This is a genomic window from Arthrobacter sp. ov407 (assembly GCF_900102895.1).
Lineage (GTDB): Bacteria > Actinomycetota > Actinomycetes > Actinomycetales > Micrococcaceae > Arthrobacter.
In genome coordinates, this window is record NZ_FNGD01000003.1 from 32958 (window position 1) to 49106 (window position 16149).

The 16149-nt window shown below is 65.0% G+C and carries 19 protein-coding genes and 2 pseudogenes; 8 read left to right on the top strand and 13 right to left on the bottom strand.

What is annotated here, in order from left to right:
• Positions 1-178: 178 nt before the first annotated feature.
• Positions 179-841 carry a TetR/AcrR family transcriptional regulator gene (locus BLS42_RS04640; protein WP_176803182.1) on the top strand — a complete coding sequence of 221 codons (663 nt, stop codon included), beginning with the start codon at positions 179-181 and terminating at the stop codon, positions 839-841.
• A 38-nt stretch (positions 842-879) separates the two neighbouring features.
• On the opposite strand, the gene BLS42_RS19900 is transcribed toward BLS42_RS04640, so the two are convergent.
• Entirely contained in the window at positions 880-1170 is a 291-nt protein-coding gene (locus BLS42_RS19900) for a hypothetical protein (protein WP_143019141.1), read from the bottom strand.
• Positions 1171-1223: 53 nt separating this feature from the next.
• Entirely contained in the window at positions 1224-1979 is a 756-nt protein-coding gene (locus BLS42_RS04645; protein WP_090577931.1) for a putative antibiotic biosynthesis monooxygenase, read from the bottom strand.
• Positions 1980-2345: 366 nt separating this feature from the next.
• On the opposite strand from BLS42_RS04645, the gene BLS42_RS04650 reads away from it, so the two are divergent.
• Positions 2346-2996, top strand: coding sequence for a TetR/AcrR family transcriptional regulator (locus BLS42_RS04650; protein ID WP_090577229.1), 651 nt, complete (start codon positions 2346-2348; stop codon positions 2994-2996).
• A gap of 160 nt (positions 2997-3156) precedes the next feature.
• On the opposite strand, the gene BLS42_RS04655 is transcribed toward BLS42_RS04650, so the two are convergent.
• The 4 genes from BLS42_RS04655 to BLS42_RS04670 form a co-directional block, all read right to left on the bottom strand.
• On the bottom strand, positions 3157-3714 hold the full coding sequence (locus BLS42_RS04655) for a putative immunity protein (RefSeq protein ID WP_090577232.1): 558 nt from the start codon (positions 3712-3714) through the stop codon (positions 3157-3159).
• Positions 3715-3840: 126 nt separating this feature from the next.
• Positions 3841-4278 (bottom strand): VOC family protein, encoded by a 438-nt coding sequence (locus tag BLS42_RS04660; RefSeq protein WP_090577235.1) that lies wholly within the window; start codon positions 4276-4278, stop codon positions 3841-3843.
• Positions 4279-4472: 194 nt separating this feature from the next.
• Entirely contained in the window at positions 4473-4883 is a 411-nt protein-coding gene (gene arr, locus BLS42_RS04665) for an NAD(+)--rifampin ADP-ribosyltransferase (RefSeq protein ID WP_090577238.1), read from the bottom strand.
• 154 nt (positions 4884-5037) lie between these two features.
• Entirely contained in the window at positions 5038-5424 is a 387-nt protein-coding gene (locus BLS42_RS04670) for a VOC family protein (RefSeq protein ID WP_090577242.1), read from the bottom strand.
• Between the two features lie 239 nt (positions 5425-5663).
• Here BLS42_RS04670 and BLS42_RS20125 point away from each other — a divergent pair, with 239 nt between their 5' ends.
• Both BLS42_RS20125 and BLS42_RS04675 read left to right on the top strand, forming a co-directional pair.
• The gene (locus BLS42_RS20125; protein WP_176803184.1) at positions 5664-5810 is read left to right on the top strand and encodes a hypothetical protein; all 147 of its coding nucleotides are present in this window, start codon (positions 5664-5666) and stop codon (positions 5808-5810) included.
• Between the two features lie 117 nt (positions 5811-5927).
• Entirely contained in the window at positions 5928-7856 is a 1929-nt protein-coding gene (locus BLS42_RS04675; protein WP_256336246.1) for a glycoside hydrolase family 15 protein, read from the top strand.
• 242 nt (positions 7857-8098) lie between these two features.
• Here the strand turns inward: BLS42_RS04675 and BLS42_RS20380 are convergent.
• From BLS42_RS20380 to BLS42_RS04685, 3 genes and pseudogenes are all read right to left on the bottom strand, one after another.
• Positions 8099-8176 (bottom strand): annotated as a pseudogene (locus tag BLS42_RS20380) (recombinase family protein); the annotation flags it as partial.
• Positions 8177-8286: 110 nt separating this feature from the next.
• The gene (locus BLS42_RS04680; RefSeq protein WP_090577249.1) at positions 8287-8937 is read right to left on the bottom strand and encodes a hypothetical protein; all 651 of its coding nucleotides are present in this window, start codon (positions 8935-8937) and stop codon (positions 8287-8289) included.
• Positions 8938-9208: 271 nt separating this feature from the next.
• The gene (locus BLS42_RS04685; RefSeq protein WP_143019142.1) at positions 9209-9592 is read right to left on the bottom strand and encodes a hypothetical protein; all 384 of its coding nucleotides are present in this window, start codon (positions 9590-9592) and stop codon (positions 9209-9211) included.
• 740 nt (positions 9593-10332) lie between these two features.
• Between BLS42_RS04685 and BLS42_RS04695 the strand changes: the two genes are divergently transcribed.
• Together BLS42_RS04695 and BLS42_RS04700 are read left to right on the top strand one after the other, a co-directional pair.
• Positions 10333-11364 carry an NADPH:quinone reductase gene (locus tag BLS42_RS04695; RefSeq protein WP_090577258.1) on the top strand — a complete coding sequence of 344 codons (1032 nt, stop codon included), beginning with the start codon at positions 10333-10335 and terminating at the stop codon, positions 11362-11364.
• A gap of 68 nt (positions 11365-11432) precedes the next feature.
• Positions 11433-12209 carry a type 1 glutamine amidotransferase domain-containing protein gene (locus tag BLS42_RS04700; protein WP_090577262.1) on the top strand — a complete coding sequence of 259 codons (777 nt, stop codon included), beginning with the start codon at positions 11433-11435 and terminating at the stop codon, positions 12207-12209.
• Between the two features lie 76 nt (positions 12210-12285).
• On the opposite strand, the gene BLS42_RS04705 is transcribed toward BLS42_RS04700, so the two are convergent.
• From BLS42_RS04705 to BLS42_RS04720, 4 genes are all read right to left on the bottom strand, one after another.
• The gene (locus BLS42_RS04705; protein WP_090577265.1) at positions 12286-12834 is read right to left on the bottom strand and encodes a TOPRIM nucleotidyl transferase/hydrolase domain-containing protein; all 549 of its coding nucleotides are present in this window, start codon (positions 12832-12834) and stop codon (positions 12286-12288) included.
• A gap of 117 nt (positions 12835-12951) precedes the next feature.
• Complete coding sequence (locus BLS42_RS04710; RefSeq protein WP_090577268.1) at positions 12952-13635, bottom strand: DedA family protein; 684 nt, start codon at positions 13633-13635, stop codon at positions 12952-12954.
• Positions 13636-13833: 198 nt separating this feature from the next.
• Entirely contained in the window at positions 13834-14646 is an 813-nt protein-coding gene (locus BLS42_RS04715; RefSeq protein WP_090577272.1) for an MBL fold metallo-hydrolase, read from the bottom strand.
• Between the two features lie 16 nt (positions 14647-14662).
• Positions 14663-15247, bottom strand: coding sequence for an HhH-GPD-type base excision DNA repair protein (locus BLS42_RS04720; protein WP_090577275.1), 585 nt, complete (start codon positions 15245-15247; stop codon positions 14663-14665).
• 317 nt (positions 15248-15564) lie between these two features.
• Here BLS42_RS04720 and BLS42_RS20495 point away from each other — a divergent pair.
• Positions 15565-15837: pseudogene (locus BLS42_RS20495) on the top strand (low temperature requirement protein A); the annotation flags it as partial.
• Positions 15838-15866: 29 nt separating this feature from the next.
• On the top strand, positions 15867-16049 hold the full coding sequence (locus BLS42_RS20500; protein WP_256336283.1) for a hypothetical protein: 183 nt from the start codon (positions 15867-15869) through the stop codon (positions 16047-16049).
• Positions 16050-16149 lie beyond the last annotated feature (100 nt).

Here is a 16149-nt window from a genome sequence, read left to right on the forward strand (position 1 = left end):
CGGGGATGGGCTATTGCGCCGGTGATGCGGAGATGCATCTCCGAAACATACAATGTATGGAAGATCAACCATACAACGTATGAAAGATCGACCGCAACCCTGAATGTCGGGCGACCGCCATCCCGCCGCGAGGCCGAGGTTATTTCCATACGCTGTACGTATTTGATAGTGTCCGAGTATGGAAAAAACGAAGAGCTCTCCGCGCGGGACCAGGAAGAGGGAGGTGCCGCTGACCGAGGCCGGCATCTACGCCGCCGCCCTGCGGCTCATCGACGCGGACGGGGTCGACGCGCTCACCATGCGTAAACTTGCCACCGCGCTCGATGCGAACCCGATGTCGCTCTACTACCACGTGCCGAATAAGGACGCCGTGCTGCGCGGCGTGGCGAGAATGGTCGGCGCCCAGTTCCGCACCGTGAAGCTGGAGGACGCTCCCTGGCAGGAGCGCATCCGTCTGCTCGCCACGGATTTCCGGACGCTGGCGCACAGCCACCCCAAGCTCATGGGCTACTCGTTCAGCCTCCAGTCGGACTTCATCCAGCCTGACGACCCGTTCTGGATTGAGCTCACTGCGATCCTGGACGCCGCAGGGATGCCGCACTCGGAGCTCTCTCATTTCACCGCTCTCGTGGGCTTCGCCATCAACGGTGTCCTCACCGCCGAACTCACCGGCGCGCTCCACCGGTGGTCGAGCCTCAAACCCCCCAGTGTCGGCGAAGACGGGCTCACCCCTCCAGGCCGTGACGAGAACCGCGTCTTCCGCCTGGCGCTGGACACGATCATCATGGGCCTGGAGGGCCAACTCGCCGCCTATGGTGACTTCCAGGGCGCCGACCATTGATTGCAGTCCTGTAGCATTCCGGCCCAAAAAGCGCCCGGCTAGGCGGCTTTGGTGAGGGGGAGTTCGTCCCAGTAGATTTCATCAACTGGATGACGACGGCGGTGCCGCAAATCTCTCGTCTCGGGGTGCTGCTGGAATCCGGAGAATGGCGGCGGCCTGCATGTCCACGAGCTTGCGTGTTCCGGTCCTTGAGCAAATGATCCAGAGGACGGCAGGGTCTGGTTCACCGTTCCTCGGTGCAGGACCTTGCCGAAGCGCCTGGCTTCGATCTCGTCACCGTAGGAAAGTTCCGAGCATGAGCGGATAGGTGAGGGCTGGGCTGCCGCCATGGTTGTCTCCTTTCGGTGCGGTTCCCGCTACGGGGACCGCACCTCCCGGCCTTCTATTGCCGGGGCCTTACCAGGTGTTTTCGTGTCAAGTCAGTGAGCTCGGCGAGCTCGGCTAGCCGGTGCGCCCGGGCGGATTCGGCCGGGGTGAAGGGCGCCCGGGGGCGGGAGAAGCCGAGGGGTCCGTGCCGGGGGGATGGTATTTTCAGGACGGTCCCATCACATGCCGGTTTGCTGGCCGCGGGTGAGGTGCTGTCGCCGGTGGGAGCCGCGACGGGTTCGGCGTCGAGCAGTTCGGCAACCGCGAGTTGGAGTTCGCCCGGGTCCTCCACGACCCGCAGGGCCAGGGCGAGGGCCTTGGTCTGGCCGTCCGCCACGGTCTGGGCTGTCGCCGGCCACGCTCGGACATCCCGTCCTCCGCCGCCCGCGGCCGCAGCGAGCAGTTCCGCGTGGGTGACATGATCGGGCGCGGAGACGACCAGCTCGTCCAGCATCCCGCCGGCAACGGTGTGATTCCGGCACACGAGGATCTCGGCGTCGACGCGGGAGATGGCCTCTACCAGTTTCTCCTGGGCTTCGTTGCTGTAATCGATCAGCGTGCGGACCCGCCACAGGGCCGCAGAGTTGTGCAGCCGGCCCCGCTGGCGCAGGGCCGGTGCGTGCAGCCAGCCCCGCAGCGCGCGCCGGACGGAGGGCTCGGCGACCCAGATCACCAGTACGGTGGCCGTCAAAGTCAGGACCAGTACCTTTAGAACATAAGGCAGCGCCGCGTTCACTACGGCGGCGTGAACCAACAGCTCAATCGGCAGCATGGCTGTGACGTTGGCCAAGGTAAGGCGGGCTTTTGAGGGATGGGGCAGTTGGCCGCAGGCGTCACACAGAAGCGCTTTGATGGGGTTCTTTCGAGGCGTTGAGGTGGCTATGCTGTGGACGCGCGGGGACCGGCTGGATGCCAGGTCGTTGGTGGAGTGTACGGTCATGGGTTGCTCCTTTGTACAGGGCGGTATGGGCAACGGCGCCGACGATGCGGCGTGCACCGCAAAACATACGCTGTATGGAAGTTCAACCGTACAGCGTATGGAAGGTTGACCGCAATCCGGAGCCGCACGGGCGATTGCCATTTCGCCGCGCGGCCGAGGCCAGTTTCATACACTGTATGTATCTGATACCGTCCCTGTATGGACAAAGTGAAGAATCGCGCGCGGGGAACCAGGAAGAGAGAGGTCCCTCTGACCGAGGCCGGGATCTATGCCGCCGCCCTGCGGCTCATCGACGCGGACGGGGTCGAAGCGCTCACCATGCGCAAACTCGCGTCCGTGCTCGATGCGAACCCGATGTCGCTGTATCACCACGTGCCGAACAAGGACGCCGTGCTGCGCGGCGTGACCAGAATGGTGGGCACACAGTTCCGCACCGTGACGCTGGAGGACGCTCCTTGGCAGGAGCGCATCCGCCTGCTCGCCACGGATTTCCGGACGCTGGCGCACAGCCACCCCAGGCTCATGGGCTACTCGTCCTGTCACAAGGCGGACTTCATCCAGCCCGACGACCCGTTCTGGATTGAACTCACCGCGATCCTGGACGTCGCAGGGGTGCCGCGCTCCGAGCTCCCGCATTGCACCGCCCTCTTGGGCGCCGTCATCACCGACGTCCTCACCGCCGAACTAAACGGGGCGTCAAGCCTCAATCCCCCCAATGTTGGTGAAGGCGGGCTCACCCCTCCAGACAGTTACGAGAACCGCGTCTTCCGCCTGGCGCTGGACGCGATCATCATGGGCTTGGAGAGCCCACTCGCCGCCGATGGTCACTTCCAGGGCTCCGACCATTGATTGTGCAGCCCTGTAGCGTTGCCGCCTGAGAGCGCCCTGGCGGGCTCAGGCCGCAACGCATTAGGGGGCATCCTTGCTTCCAGTATCTGTATGGGATTTCTCGCAGCTCCGGTGCGGGCGGATGGTGTCGCGGTGGGGGAGCGGTTTGCGGGTGGCAGATTCAGCTGGAGGAGGCAGGCTGGTCGGGGCGAGCCAAGTCGGTCTGGATCGCGCGGATGATCGAGGCGAGGATTCCGGAGGTGAGAAGTCCTGGCCCCAGCGGGCCGGCGGAATTTCCCCCCAGCGGTGGCAAGCGCCGGAGCGCGGACCGGGCTTCGGCGCTCATGTGCTCTAGTTGCCAGTGGACCTCGTCGTCGACCGTCTGGGGCCGATCGGGCGCCGCCAGTCCGGCCGCTTTCGCGGCATACGCGGCTGCCCCCAAGGCGTGCGCACCCATGTGGGCGACGGCTGCGGCTTGCGTGGCGGACCGGGCGGCAGCCATCGCGGCAGGGCTATTCACCTCGCCTGCGGCACGGCCAGCCACAAACCGCCGGCGGATCTCTTCGGCGGCACTGAGCTCACCGTGAGCGAAGGCACGGGCTCGGGCGATGGCGTCGCGGGGGCGATCATCTGCCGGCGCCTCTGCCTCAAATAAGGCCACGACCCGCTCAGCGCAGTCTGCGGCCCAAGTCGCGACGACACGGCGCTCGGCCTCGCTTAGCGTCTGCGGAGATGCCATATCAGTACCATACTCACGGCCTGCGGGCCGATCCCCCTTACCCGACGTCAAGCGTGACACCCAGCCCCGAGAAACCCCGCTACGGAGCGCTGGGCCCGCCCTCGCCTGCAAGAATGGGCCCCCGGGTCAGTCGTTCTTCAGTTTCTCGGCGAGCATCACGAGGATTCCGCTGGGACCGCGGAGGTACGTGAGTTTGTAGACGTCCTGGTAGGTCGCCACGCCGCGTAGCGGCCTGCATCCGTGCCTCGCGGCGATCTCAAGGGCCTTGTCGATGTCGTCGACCGAGAAGGCGACGCGGTGCATGCCGATCTCGTTGGGACGAGTGGGGCTTGACTCGATCGCTTCAGGGTGGATGTACTCGAAGAGTTCAAGGCGACCGTGACCGTCGGGGGTCTGGAGCATCGCAATTTTGGCGTGGTTGCCATCAAGGCCCACGGCAGTATCGGTCCACTCACCACTGACGGTGTCACGGCCGACGACCGTGAGACCGAGGTCGGTGAAAAAGGCGATGGTTGCTTCGAGGTCGCGGACGGCGATGCCGACGTTCTCAAGTTTAATGGCCATGCATTGCACGCTACCGAGTCGGGCCGAATAGCTCCAGTGGAGCGGAGAGACTCAACCCATCACGCCCGTGGGCAATCAGGGCAACGGTAGTTCTGTCATGGGCCAAATCCGAGGTGACGGCGGCGAACCCTGATGCGGTCGCCCTCTTAGGGGTCCGCTTACGTTCTATGCACTTGAAGGAGCGTTGATCCTCGTCAGTTGATGATTTCGCCTCGCTCGTCCGCACGGAGTTCTGCCAGGCGTTCTTTCCACGTCTGTAGCGCCTCGGGCGCCTGTCGTGCCCAATCGGTGACTTCGCCGACGACCCTGAGCGGGGCACTGCTGCGATATGAGCGGGTGGGGTTGCCGGGGAATTTCTTGTCGGTCACGTTTGGGTCGTCCTCGAATGCCCCGGTTGGCTCGACGGCGTAGACGCGCGGGGCGCCGTCGCCCGCGGCGAGTTCCGCAGCGAGTCCCGCACCGTTCGGAAGAGCGGTGAAATAGATGTGATTCATCACGACTTCGGGACGGTAGTTCGACCTGAAGCCCGCCCTAAGGAGATCACCGTCCCGGAGGTTGGCTTTCGTGCCGTGAAAGAACGGACCCTCGTCCAGCGGTTGGCTCACAGCTACAGCCTAATCCCACGACATCGCCGAACAGGGCTCCGGCCCGGCGGACGCTCGATTTACGGGCGATGGGGAGGCCAATTTCCCCGGTCTTTGTCCCGCTCATCCAGGATCCTGGCCTCGCGCCAAACACATCAAACCCGGCAACTGGGAGTCATGCAGCGCCCGATCCATACGGACGCGTGATCGCCTCGAGGAAATGTCCGTCAGGATCCGCGAAGTAGACGCCGCGTCCGCCGTCGTTGTGGTTGATCTGCTGTGGGCGGGACCGTCCCGGGTCTGCCCAGTAGGGGATGCCCTCGTCCTGGATTCTTGCGAAGATTCCGTCGAAGTCCTCCTCGCTGACCAGGAAGGCGTAGTGCTGCGGGGAGATGGGCCGGTCCGCCGTGGCGAAATCGAGGGCTACTCCATGGTCAAGCGGTACGGTCATGAAAGACCACATAGGCTGCGGTTCCGGCAGCCCGAGTACGTTGGCCAGGAACTTCGCCGAACGGCGCTTGTCTGTTGCATAGACGATGGTGTGGTTGAAAGCGATCGTCATGGTGGCCTCCTTGGGTGTGGTTGTCTGACACCATCTGACGTCCAGCCCCCTTCAGATTTCAAGAGCGCGCGCTACATCCGTACACCCTTCATTGGGCCAGCCTCAGCACCGGGGAACGGCAGGCGATACCGACTGGATCGCCGCCCTCGAGAAGTCCGTCCTGCACGCTGCCATCCATCGGCTCAGGAGGCTGTCTGAATTTCGGTGCTTCTGAGATGGCCTGACTGAAGGAACGGGTTTTGGCCATTGTCCCTGTCGGCTATGGAAGGGCCGCTTCCGGCCGCGCCGGAAGTTCGGGGGTGGAAGAGCTGATCGGGGCGCTGGCTGACCTGGCTGCGAGCCTGGAGGCCGCGACCAGCGATCTGGACGCCCCCAGTCCTGCCTGACACGGCGGTGACCGTGGGGTGCGGTCCTCCACCGGCGGGCTCGCTTGGCTGGACGGGGCGGCAGTAGGCAGCCGTCCGAGGAATGTCATCTGCTGTGTCGTGGAGCATACTGGGGTTGTGAGGATCGACGCCGGATCAGGGCCCGACGGGCGGCGCACCGGGGCTAGGACGAGTCAGTTCCCGCCGATCGCCGACTATGGGTTCTTGTCTGACTGTGAGGCCAACTGCTTGATCGCATCGAGCGGGCAGGTGGAGTGGATGTGCGTGCCGCGTCACGACTCACCGAGCGTGTTCTCCACTATGCTCGACCGCGCGGCGGGTGGCTTCAAGGTGGCGCCGTACGGCGTGCGGGAGCCCACTGCGCGCCGCTATCTCCCCGGCAGCTTGATCCTGGAGACCACCTGGCAGACCAGGACGGGCTGGCTGATCGTGAGAGATGCTCTGGTGATGGGTCCGTGGCACCACACCGAAAAGAGGGCCAGCCGTTACCGCCGCCCGCCGATGAACTACGAGGCTGAGCATTGCCTGCTGCGCACCGTCCGGTGCGTCAACGGTGCAGTGGAGCTGTCCGTGCTGTGCGAGCCGGTCTTCGGCTACGGCAGGCGCCGTGCACGGTGGGAATTTTCCAGTCCGGGATACGGGGAGGTCGTGACCGTCAGCGGCGATGAGGGCGATCCGGTGCTGCGTCTGACCACCGACCGCCGGCTGGGCATCGAGGACTCCTCCGTGGTCCTCCGCACCCGGATGACCGAGGGCGAGCAGGCTTTTATCGCGCTCTCCTGGGGGTCGCTGCCCCCGCCGCGGACATGGGAGGAAGCCACGCGCAAGCAGTGGGAGACCACTGAGTTCTGGAGGCAATGGATCACCGGGGGCGAGTTCCCCGACCACCCGTGGCGGGAGCAGCTGCAGCGCAGCGCGCTGACGTTGAAGGGCCTCACCTATTCGCCGACTGGGGCTCTGGTCGCGGCGCCCACCACGTCGCTGCCCGAGACGCCCGGGGGAGAGCGGAACTGGGACTACCGGTATACGTGGGTGCGCGATTCCACGTTCGCGCTGTGGGCCCTCTACACCCTCGGCCTGGACCGGGAAGCCGACGACTTCTTCGCTTTCATCCGCGATGTGGCTGCCGAGGACGATCTGCAGATCATGTACGGCATCGACGGCGAAAGGGACCTTCCCGAGGTCACTGTCGAGGGGCTCGGCGGTTACGACGGCGCCCGCCCCGTCCGGATCGGGAACGCTGCCGCCCACCAGCGGCAGCTCGATGTCTGGGGCACGATGCTGGACTCCGTCTATCTCCACGCCAAATCCCGTGACCAGCTTCCCGAACCGCTGGGGCCCGTCCTCCTCCGTCTGGTTGAGCAGGCCACTGCCCACTGGCGGGATCCCGACCACGGCATCTGGGAGGTCCGTGGCGAACCGAAGCACTTCACCTCCTCAAAGCTCATGTGCTGGGTCGCCCTGGATCGTGGTGCCCGGCTGGGGCGCCTGCACGGTGACGCCGATGACGCCCGGAAGTGGGAGACCATCGCCGAGGAGATCCATGAGGACATCTGCCGCAATGGTGTCGATGACCGCGGGGTGTTCGTCCAGTCCTACGGTGCGACGAACCTCGATGCCTCGTTGCTCCTTGTCCCCCTCGTCCGGTTCCTGCCCGCCAACGATCCTCGCGTGCGCGCCACCGTCCTGGCCATCGCCGATGAACTCACCCGGGACGGGCTCGTCCTGCGCTACCGCCCCGAGCAGACCGACGACGGATTCACCGGCGACGAGGGGACCTTCACGACCTGCTCGTTCTGGCTCGTCTCAGCTCTCGTCGAGATCGGAGAGGTGGCACGCGCCAAGGCGCTGTGCGAACGTCTGCTGTCCCTCGCCAGTCCCTTGGGCCTCTACGCCGAGGAACTGGACCCGGTGAGCGGCCGCCACCTCGGCAATTTCCCCCAGGCGTTCACCCACCTGGCCCACATCAACGCGCTCGTGCACCTCATCCGCGCCGAAGAGGCCGACCGCGCGGCGCAGTTCACCCCGGCACACCGCAACACCTGACAGCAGAAGCTACCGACCGGGGGAGCTGTGAAGCGGCTCGGCCTACTGCTTCAGCCCTACGCTGCCCTCCTGCTGTCGGCGGCGCCCGCCGGGGGTGCGAGCAACAGGCCGCTGCCGCCTATTGATCGCTATGGGTTCGCCAGCTGCAGTGGGTTGTTCTCATTAATGATCGACTAGTGAGACAGGCCGGCGTCGCCCTGGGCGTACCTGTCAGCCGGGAACGGCGGTTAAATTGCAGCCTCAGCCAGGAGTGCGTCGCGCTGCAGGTCTGTGGTCTGAGACCCGTCGGCCTTCGAGACACGCATGTATCCGACAAGCACGGCCGCTCCCCTCTGTCATTTATGCGTTTGTTTTCGCTTGTAAGCGCCACGATTCAGATGTGGTCTGATGCAGGCATGACAAAGCCCGTGCCCGGCGACTCCACCCGGGCTCAGCCGCGCGGCGCCGGCAAATCGAGGTTCCAGTGGCGCGAGACCATCAGTAGCCACCTGGTGTCGTCCTCGTCGTGGCCAAGACCTGCGGGTCCTGGTGTGATGTAGAACCGCGAGACGACGCGCTGCGAGCCTTCGGCGTCTCCATAAAGCACGTCGACGGCGAAGCCGTCGTCGCCGGCGGCTCCCTCCGTGGCGTTACGGTAGTCGGCCGACTCCGGGTCCCGGATGGCGACCTGGCAGAAACCGGCGTCGTTGGACGGCACGTAGATGTCGCGTGTCAGCCGGTGGAACTCCTCGACTGGTGCCAGCGGAGCCCTGGCGTCCGGTGGCAGATGCCAGCCGTGCAGGATCGCCACCCCTGTGCCGGCGTTGCGCACAGACATCACCAGGTACACGGTGTTGTCGGCGATCTCGAGGGCGGCGTGGCCACCCTGCACGACCATCCATTTGCCTTCCATAAACCGCACCTTCTGCGGGGCATCCGACCAATTGGAAGGCAGCAGGATGGGGCGCAACCCGTTCAGCAGTGCGCGCTCGGCCAGCCGCGCCGACCGGTTGGCTGACCTAGTGGAGATGAATGTCGCGATGGCGAGCACCGTCGTACCGAGAGCGGTGCCGAGGTTGGAGAGGAGAAGCCAGTCGATCATAGGCAACATTCAACGCCATCCCCAGCCTCGCCAGCAATCGACGCCGGACGTCTGCAGAGTCAAAGCAGGCGCGGCGGGCAACAGTGCTGCGCGTCGGGGCAGGCAATCCCTCCTCCGTGCACGCGCGGACGATGTCGCGGTGAACCACCGGTTTACGGGCACTCCTACGAACCGCGAAACGGCGCAACGCTCGAACTCGATGCTAGTCTCCGGACACCTTGCCGACTCCTTTATTGATTGGGAGGGGCCGGGCCGCGCTCTTGCCAGGCCCCTAAGCCCGTGCCCTGGCAACCAGGTCTCCTGCAGAGCCGAGGATAAAGTCCACATTGAGGGATGAGCTGGGCCCCTCACCCATAGATATCTTCTCGTCGAAAGACCCAAAGGTGGCCGGCAAGAAGTACCCCACGTTGTCCCAGTAATACTGGAAGACATACAGGACGGGATCTTCGATCGTATCCAGGTCCTCCCCAAGGCGGTACACAACAATGGCCTTCTGGCGGACTTCTTGCGAATTCGAGCACCAGGGCAGAATCAGCCCTCCCGCATTAGCCATATTTCTAGCCGGAACCTGATCCGTGTCCCTCGGAATGATCCCCGAAGGATCGCCCGGGCCAAAGAGGGGATTCCACTCAAGGTCCTCGTAGAACAGGTTCATGCCCACATCGGCTGGCTGTCCCGGCAGACGGGTTCGGTTGGTGAGCCTTTCCAGGCCTGAATTCCACAGTAGGGGTCCTCTGCGGTCCTGGGCACCGTACGAAACTTTCTTCCGCGACGCGGAAATGGACGCCCGCGCCGCGTCTTTGGCGGCCCTAGCCGAAGTTACCGTCTTTGGGCCTGGGGGCGGTTGCTCGAGATCCATCCTTAATTCTCCTGTCCAAGAGGTGACCGGAGCGCTCCCGTGGTTGACCGCAGGCGGCTCCGCCCGGGAGGGCTCAAGGGATGCAATATGCTCCGCCGTGCAGCGGTTGTTGCGGCATGAGGGCCGGGCCCGGACGGTTATCGGCTATCGGAGGCATGGCTCTCGTGTGAACTTTGCGTCCGGTGCTTGCAATGCGTCAAGGGACTATGGGCACTGACAGTCCGGATAGTTCCGCGTCCCCGGGCAGAGGCAAGGGCCGCTGAGCACACATACCCATGACCACCACAGGAATCACCGTCAACTGACGGCCGAGCTCACCGGCCTCGAGAGCGTCAAGCTCGGAGTCCTGGCCGGCACTTCGTGCCGCACCGCACTCCGGGACAGCCGCTGGCCGTACGAGGTGCCCCTGCAGGGTCTCGGTATCGGCCAGCAGTTCGGATGGCTGACCGCTGAGCTCACCGGCCACCACCGGGGAGCCCGCATCTGGTGCAGCACCCGGCGGGAATTTTCGGTCGGGGCCGGCGTTAGGTCTGAGTATGAAAGCAATCGTGTACCGTGCCACCGGCGATCCGTCTGTTCTCGAGCTCGTCGACCGCGAGATCCGCGACCCGGGGCGCGGGGAGGTGCGCGTGCGGATCATGGTTTCCGCGGTGAACCCCACCGACTGGAAGTCGCGCCGCGGCGCCAAACCGGGCGAGCCCTTGCCCTTCGCGGAGGTCGTGCCGAACCAAGACGGCGCCGGAGTGGTGGACGCCGTCGGACCCGGCGTCGAACACCTCCACGTCGGTGACAGGGTCTGGCTGGCCTTGGCCGCCTACCAGCGCGCCGACGGCGGGACAGCCCAGGAGTTCGCCGTCCTTCCGGTCGAGCGGGTCTTTCCGCTGCCGGAGAACGCCGGGTTCGACCTCGGCGCAAGCCTGGGCGTTCCCGCGATCACCGCCCACCGGGCCCTGACCATCGCCGAGGACGGCCCGCGGCGGCTGCACCCGGGAACCTTGGACGGCAAAGTAGTTCTCGTCGCTGGAGGGGCCGGCGCCGTGGGCCATGCGGCGATCCAGCTCGCCAAGTGGGCCGGCGCCGTCGTGATCACGACCGTGAGCGGACCGGCGAAGGCTGCGCTGGTCACGGCCGCCGGCGCCGATCACGTCATCAATTACCGGGAAACCCACGCGGCCGCGGAGATCCGCCGGATCGCTCCCAACGGCGTCGACCAGATCGTGGAGGTGGCACCCGCGCAGAACGCGGAACTCGACCTGGCAGTGATCCGCAACCGCGGCTCCGTCGCCGTCTACGCCAACAACGGCGGCGATCAGATGAGCCTGGACGTGCGCAGGCATTTCAGCCTCAACGTCCGCTACCAGTTCGTGCTGCTCTACACCGTTGGCATGGCGGCGGTGCAAGCCGCCGCGGAGGACATCAATGCGGCCATCGCCGACGGCGCGCTTCCGGTGGGAGAGGCCGCAGGCCTGCCGCTGCATCGCTTTGACCTGGCTGACACCGCTGCGGCCCACGCGGCGGTGGAAGAGAACATCGTCGGCAAGGTGCTGATCGATGTGTCGGCGGGCTAGAAAGCAGTAACGAGGGAGGGCCCGAATTGGGCTGGGCGTAGGGTGGAAGTTAGACGAAAGGACACCTCATGAAGAAAATCCTCATGGTACTGACCAGCGTTTCCGAGATCGGCGATACCGGAGAGAAGACCGGCTACAACGTGGCCGAAGCTGCACATCCCTGGAAGGTCTTCAAGGATTCCGGGCATTTCGTCGACTTCGCGTCCATCCAGGGCGGCCAGCCCCCGCGCGACGAGGTGGACGCAGGAGATCCCATCCAGGTCGCCTTGACGGAGGACGAGACCACGCGTGCCGGTCTCTATAACACTGCCCGTGTCGACGTCGTTGATCCCGACCAGTACGACGCCGTCTTCCTCGTGGGCGGCCACGGCACCATGTGGGACTTCCCGGACAGCGAAGGCTTGCAGAACCTGGTGGCCAGCATCTACAACGCCGGCGGCGTGGTGGGCGCTGTCTGTCACGGGCCGGCCGGACTTGTGAACGTGGAACTGGCCAACGGCTTTCGGCTGGTCGAGGGCCGGAAGGTCGCCGCCTTCACCAACGACGAGGAAGTTGCCGCAGGGAAGGACAAGGTCATCCCATTCTTCTTGGCAGACCGGCTTGAGGAACAGGGTGCCACCCACGTCTCCGCTGGTGTCTTTGAGGAGAAGGTTGTCGTCGACGACCGGCTGGTGACCGGCCAGAACCCGGCATCAGCCGCCGGCGTGGCCAAGGAGATGGAGAAGCTCCTGGCAGAGGTCATCCACCAGGAAAAAGCCGAGGAACAGCACGAGACGGAGGCTCTGCGCGCCGCGAAGGACGCCGAGAAGAACGCAAAGAAGGCTGCCGCAGAAGCGGAGCACTAACACAGTCCTCACTCAATGCTCGTCATGACGTGGTTGAACGCGATGAAGGCATTCGAGCATTATTTGGACAGCAGGATCAGCGTGAGAATGATGCAACGAGGCGAGCGAGCGGCGGAGGCGCATGTCCGGCCGGCAATGCGTCGACTAGCAGTGGCGCGTATCGGACCTTGTTACCGCTGCGTCCTCCGAAGAACCGGCGCAACTGGGCTGCTATTGGCCGCTCTCGCAGTGACGGCTGGCGCTGGAGGAGCCGGAACGACGCGAGCTCGCCTTGGGCTGCGATGACTTTGAGCACGGCATCGATCCCAAGGCAGCGGATGAGTTCGTCCTCTAGATCGGCCTGACAGACGTGGAACCCAAGCTCGGCCAGCGAACCGGACCCGATACCTGCCCGGCCGAGCGCGCGGGCGATGCCACGAGATTCTCCTTCATCACACAGGCCGAGCAACCGGTGGCCCGCGCCATTCGGGCCGTAGCGGTCGAGGAAGTGGACGATGCTGGTCGCGCCTCCCATCGGTACGACCGACACCCGCATAGCTGTCAGGTCATGGCCAAGGCGAAGGGCCAGCGTCTCGACCGCCAGCCGGTCACTCTCGCCCTCGACCAACACCGTCGTCGCCTGCATAAAACTAGTATGTCGGACGCCCAGCCGCGGCGGCTCTCGTTTCGTCGAGCGGTGCGGGGCCGGAGGTTCAAGTGTCGGGGCCGAGGTTGCTCCCGGGCGGGACACTTAGGCCCGGCTTCATTCGGCGTCGGGCACGCCGTCCCCTGACGCTTCCGCTGACTTGAGCTTCCGGCGTCTGCGCCGGCGCCAGACGATCACCAGGCCAAGTACGACGACGGGGACCAGCACCCAGCCGCCGATGTCGAGAGCGTCACCGATGGCTTGGGCGATGGCCCCGGCCAGATAGGCGAGAATGCTGAGGCTCGCGACCCAGGCAATGGACCCTGTGATGGTCCACAGCAGGAACATGGGCCACGGCATCTTGGCAGCCCCCGCGGCAATGGCGCCCCAGAGCCGGACGACAATGACCCAGCGGCCGAAGAACAAGGCTTTGCCGCCGTGTCGCTCGAAGAACGACTCCAGTTGGACGATGCGATTCTGGTCGGCGTGGAAGCGCTGTGCAAGTCGCAGCATCAACGGACGGCCTCCCATCCGCCCAAGTACGTAGCCAATAGTGCTCCCGAGCATGGCCCCCAGGCTGCCGACCGCGATAACGGCGGCAAGGTTCAGATCTCCGTGGCGCGCCGAGGCGTAGGCGCCAAGCAGTACGGCCACGGCGGGAAGCGGTACACCGGCGCACTGGGCCAGCACAATCACGAAGACGCCGAAGTAGTACCCCCAGTCGTCGGCAATCCCTGCTTCCGCGGCGATGAAGCCTGCCCAGCCGAGCGCCACGAAGCGGAGGGCAGCTAATCCGGTCATCGTTCACACCTCACTCCGCTGCTCCGCCGTGGTTCATAATGACGGCCCCCCCGCTTCCCGCGTTTGTCCTGCGGTGGTGACCCCCGCGACGACACCGGGATGGCCCTTGTATACCCTTGTGGCCCGAGCTGCGTCAAGGGCACGCTGCGGTCACAGCCCGGCCCGGTGGCGGCACCGCGTTAAGGGGGAAATGGGATTTCAGGTCAAATGGTCGAAGTCTCCTCGGGCCCAGGCAGCGTGCCGTTGGGCGGAATCGTGCAGAATGGCCTTGGCTCCGGACGCGATTACATTGTTGAAGTTGCCGTAGATCCGGTCGAACTTGAGCTCTCCCAGCTGCGCGGCGATTCGCAACGCCACCGCGCCGGACAGCGGCAAACGATTCGGGTAGCTGCGCATGAAGGCGATGGAACGACGGTCTGGATTCGGAAACACGCTGTCACCGGTCAGCAGAACTCCTCTGCCGGCCGCTCCTGCAGCCCAGTGCACCACCGCGCTGCCCGGGAAATGCCCCCCGGTCTGGTGCAGTGTCAACCCTTCGGCGATAGTTTGACTGCCGGACCAGAATTCGATGGTCGGATCATGGCGCCCCAGCCATCGCCGGTCTGCGTCCGCCACAAGTACAGGGACGCCACCGAGCCGATGCGACCATTCGACCTGCACACCAAACATGTGTGGATGGCTAGCGGCGATAGCCAGGACCGGGCCCCGCTCGAGCGCCGCCGTCACAGCGTTGTCATCGACATATCCGGCCGGATCCCACAGCAGCGAACCCTCGGTTGTCACCACAAGCTGAGCGGTCTGGCCGATCCCGACTTTTGGCTCCGTCGTGATACCGATCAGTCCCGGCTCGTTCTCCTTCAACACTGTCTGCTGGCCCTGCTGCGCCAGCCCGTCCAGTGTGAGCCACTTTTGTCCGTCCTCGGGCACATACTGCCGCTCATCGGCGCACATCGGGCAGACCGCCGGGGCGGGTTCGTCGCGTTCGACGGCGCAAGCTGCGCAGATCAGCATGGTCGGTCCCTTCTTGTCAGCGCTCAGATGCTTTCGCGGCTTTGACGGCGGCCTTGGCAGCCTGCTTGCTGGCGCGCACTTTTTTCAGCGACTCGGGGTCCACAATGTCGGCGACAGAAAGAAATGCGCTCTCCTGGCCATAGGGCTCAGCAGCCTCACGCCAGCCTCGTGCCTGGAGTCCGCACTGCTTGCCGAGTAATGCGAGGAAGATCTTTGCCTTTTGCTCTCCGAAGCCGGGCAATCCCTTCAACCTCCGCAGCACTTCCTGTCCGTCAGGGTCGTCCTGGTTCCAGATGGCAGTTGCGTCCCCATTCCAATCGCGCTGTACGGTCGCGGCGAGGTCTTGGACGCGGCTGGCCATAGAGCTAGGAAAGCGGTGGACGGACGGACGCTCCTTGAAGATCTCAACGAAGCCTGCCGGGTCATATTCGGCGATTGCGGCAGGGGCCATGGACCCGATGCGAGTCCGGATCTTTTCGGGTCCGGCAAACGCAGACTCCATGGTCACCTGCTGGTCAAGCAGCATGCCGGTTAGGAGTGCGAACGCGTCATTGCTGAGCAGTTGGTCGGCGGCGGGGTCGCCAGTGATGTGCAGTTCCATGCGCCCATCCTCCCATCTGCTCCGAGCCGCGTCATGGCACCTGCGACGGCAGGGCATTCCGACGGCATCCGCGGGGAAGCGAATGGGCCAAAGTCTGTCCCTGTCCCGTTCGGGGGTTGTTGCGTCTGGTCCATGGCGGGGCGGTGGCGTAGTCGGCGAGCATCTTGATGGCGAACTCGAAGTCTCGTGAGTCAATCAGTTGTGTCATCTAGTGGCGGCGAGAACCATGACACAGGGACGGATCTACCTGCTAGCCCGCTGCGCGGCATGATCCTGAGCATCGACGGGCCTGCCTGGCCTACGCGGCCTTTGTCTCGGTGGCGCAGGTCGGATGGGTAGCACTCATCTTCGCCTCGCTCCCGATCGGGACGACGTCGTGGATCATCGTGGCTCTCACCGGGGTCGAGCTGGCGGGCCCGCTCCTCGCCGAGCGCAAGGACGGCGGCACCCCGTGGCATCCCCACCACATCGCCGAACGGTACTCGCTGCTCGTGATCATCACACTCGGCGAGGTGATCCTCGGCACGGTCCTGGCGATCTCGGCTGTCGTCGACCGATCGGGTTGGTCGGTCGAGGCCGTGCTCGTCGCCTTCGGCGGCACTGCACTCGCCTTCGCGATGTGGTGGCTGTACTTCGCGCGGCCGCGATCGTCCTTGCATCCGCCGTGGTCGCGGTGGGCCTGGGTGCGAGCGTGGGCGCCACACCCCTCCTCGTCGCCGTCTCGCCAGCCCTCATCGACGTCGCATACGAGACAGTCGGCTACCGACACGAGGAGCAGGCTCTGAAGCAGGCTGGGGTCTGACGCCGCACCATCCCTGTCCGTGAGGTGGTGAGAATGACCAGTCCATCGTCGTCATCGACTGGCAGGGAGGCAGCTGAGCAAGGCTCACCCGGGCCGTATT

Bases quoted from the DNA above. Each gene is read 5' to 3' on its own strand.
- BLS42_RS04720 (WP_090577275.1), bottom strand. From the start codon at position 15,247: ATGGAACTGCACATCACTGGCGACCCCGCCGCCGACCAACTGCTCAGC.
- BLS42_RS04710 (WP_090577268.1), bottom strand. From the start codon at position 13,635: ATGACCGGATTAGCTGCCCTCCGCTTCGTGGCGCTCGGCTGGGCAGGC.
- BLS42_RS04650 (WP_090577229.1), top strand. From the start codon at position 2,346: ATGGACAAAGTGAAGAATCGCGCGCGGGGAACCAGGAAGAGAGAGGTC.
- BLS42_RS04655 (WP_090577232.1), bottom strand. From the start codon at position 3,714: ATGGCATCTCCGCAGACGCTAAGCGAGGCCGAGCGCCGTGTCGTCGCG.
- BLS42_RS04670 (WP_090577242.1), bottom strand. From the start codon at position 5,424: ATGACGATCGCTTTCAACCACACCATCGTCTATGCAACAGACAAGCGC.
- BLS42_RS04695 (WP_090577258.1), top strand. From the start codon at position 10,333: ATGAAAGCAATCGTGTACCGTGCCACCGGCGATCCGTCTGTTCTCGAG.
- BLS42_RS04700 (WP_090577262.1), top strand. From the start codon at position 11,433: ATGAAGAAAATCCTCATGGTACTGACCAGCGTTTCCGAGATCGGCGAT.
- BLS42_RS04685 (WP_143019142.1), bottom strand. From the start codon at position 9,592: ATGAACCTGTTCTACGAGGACCTTGAGTGGAATCCCCTCTTTGGCCCG.
- BLS42_RS04660 (WP_090577235.1), bottom strand. From the start codon at position 4,278: ATGGCCATTAAACTTGAGAACGTCGGCATCGCCGTCCGCGACCTCGAA.
- BLS42_RS04640 (WP_176803182.1), top strand. From the start codon at position 179: ATGGAAAAAACGAAGAGCTCTCCGCGCGGGACCAGGAAGAGGGAGGTG.
- BLS42_RS04680 (WP_090577249.1), bottom strand. From the start codon at position 8,937: ATGATCGACTGGCTTCTCCTCTCCAACCTCGGCACCGCTCTCGGTACG.
- BLS42_RS04705 (WP_090577265.1), bottom strand. From the start codon at position 12,834: ATGCAGGCGACGACGGTGTTGGTCGAGGGCGAGAGTGACCGGCTGGCG.
- BLS42_RS04715 (WP_090577272.1), bottom strand. From the start codon at position 14,646: ATGCTGATCTGCGCAGCTTGCGCCGTCGAACGCGACGAACCCGCCCCG.
- BLS42_RS04645 (WP_090577931.1), bottom strand. From the start codon at position 1,979: ATGCTGCCGATTGAGCTGTTGGTTCACGCCGCCGTAGTGAACGCGGCG.
- BLS42_RS19900 (WP_143019141.1), bottom strand. From the start codon at position 1,170: ATGGCGGCAGCCCAGCCCTCACCTATCCGCTCATGCTCGGAACTTTCC.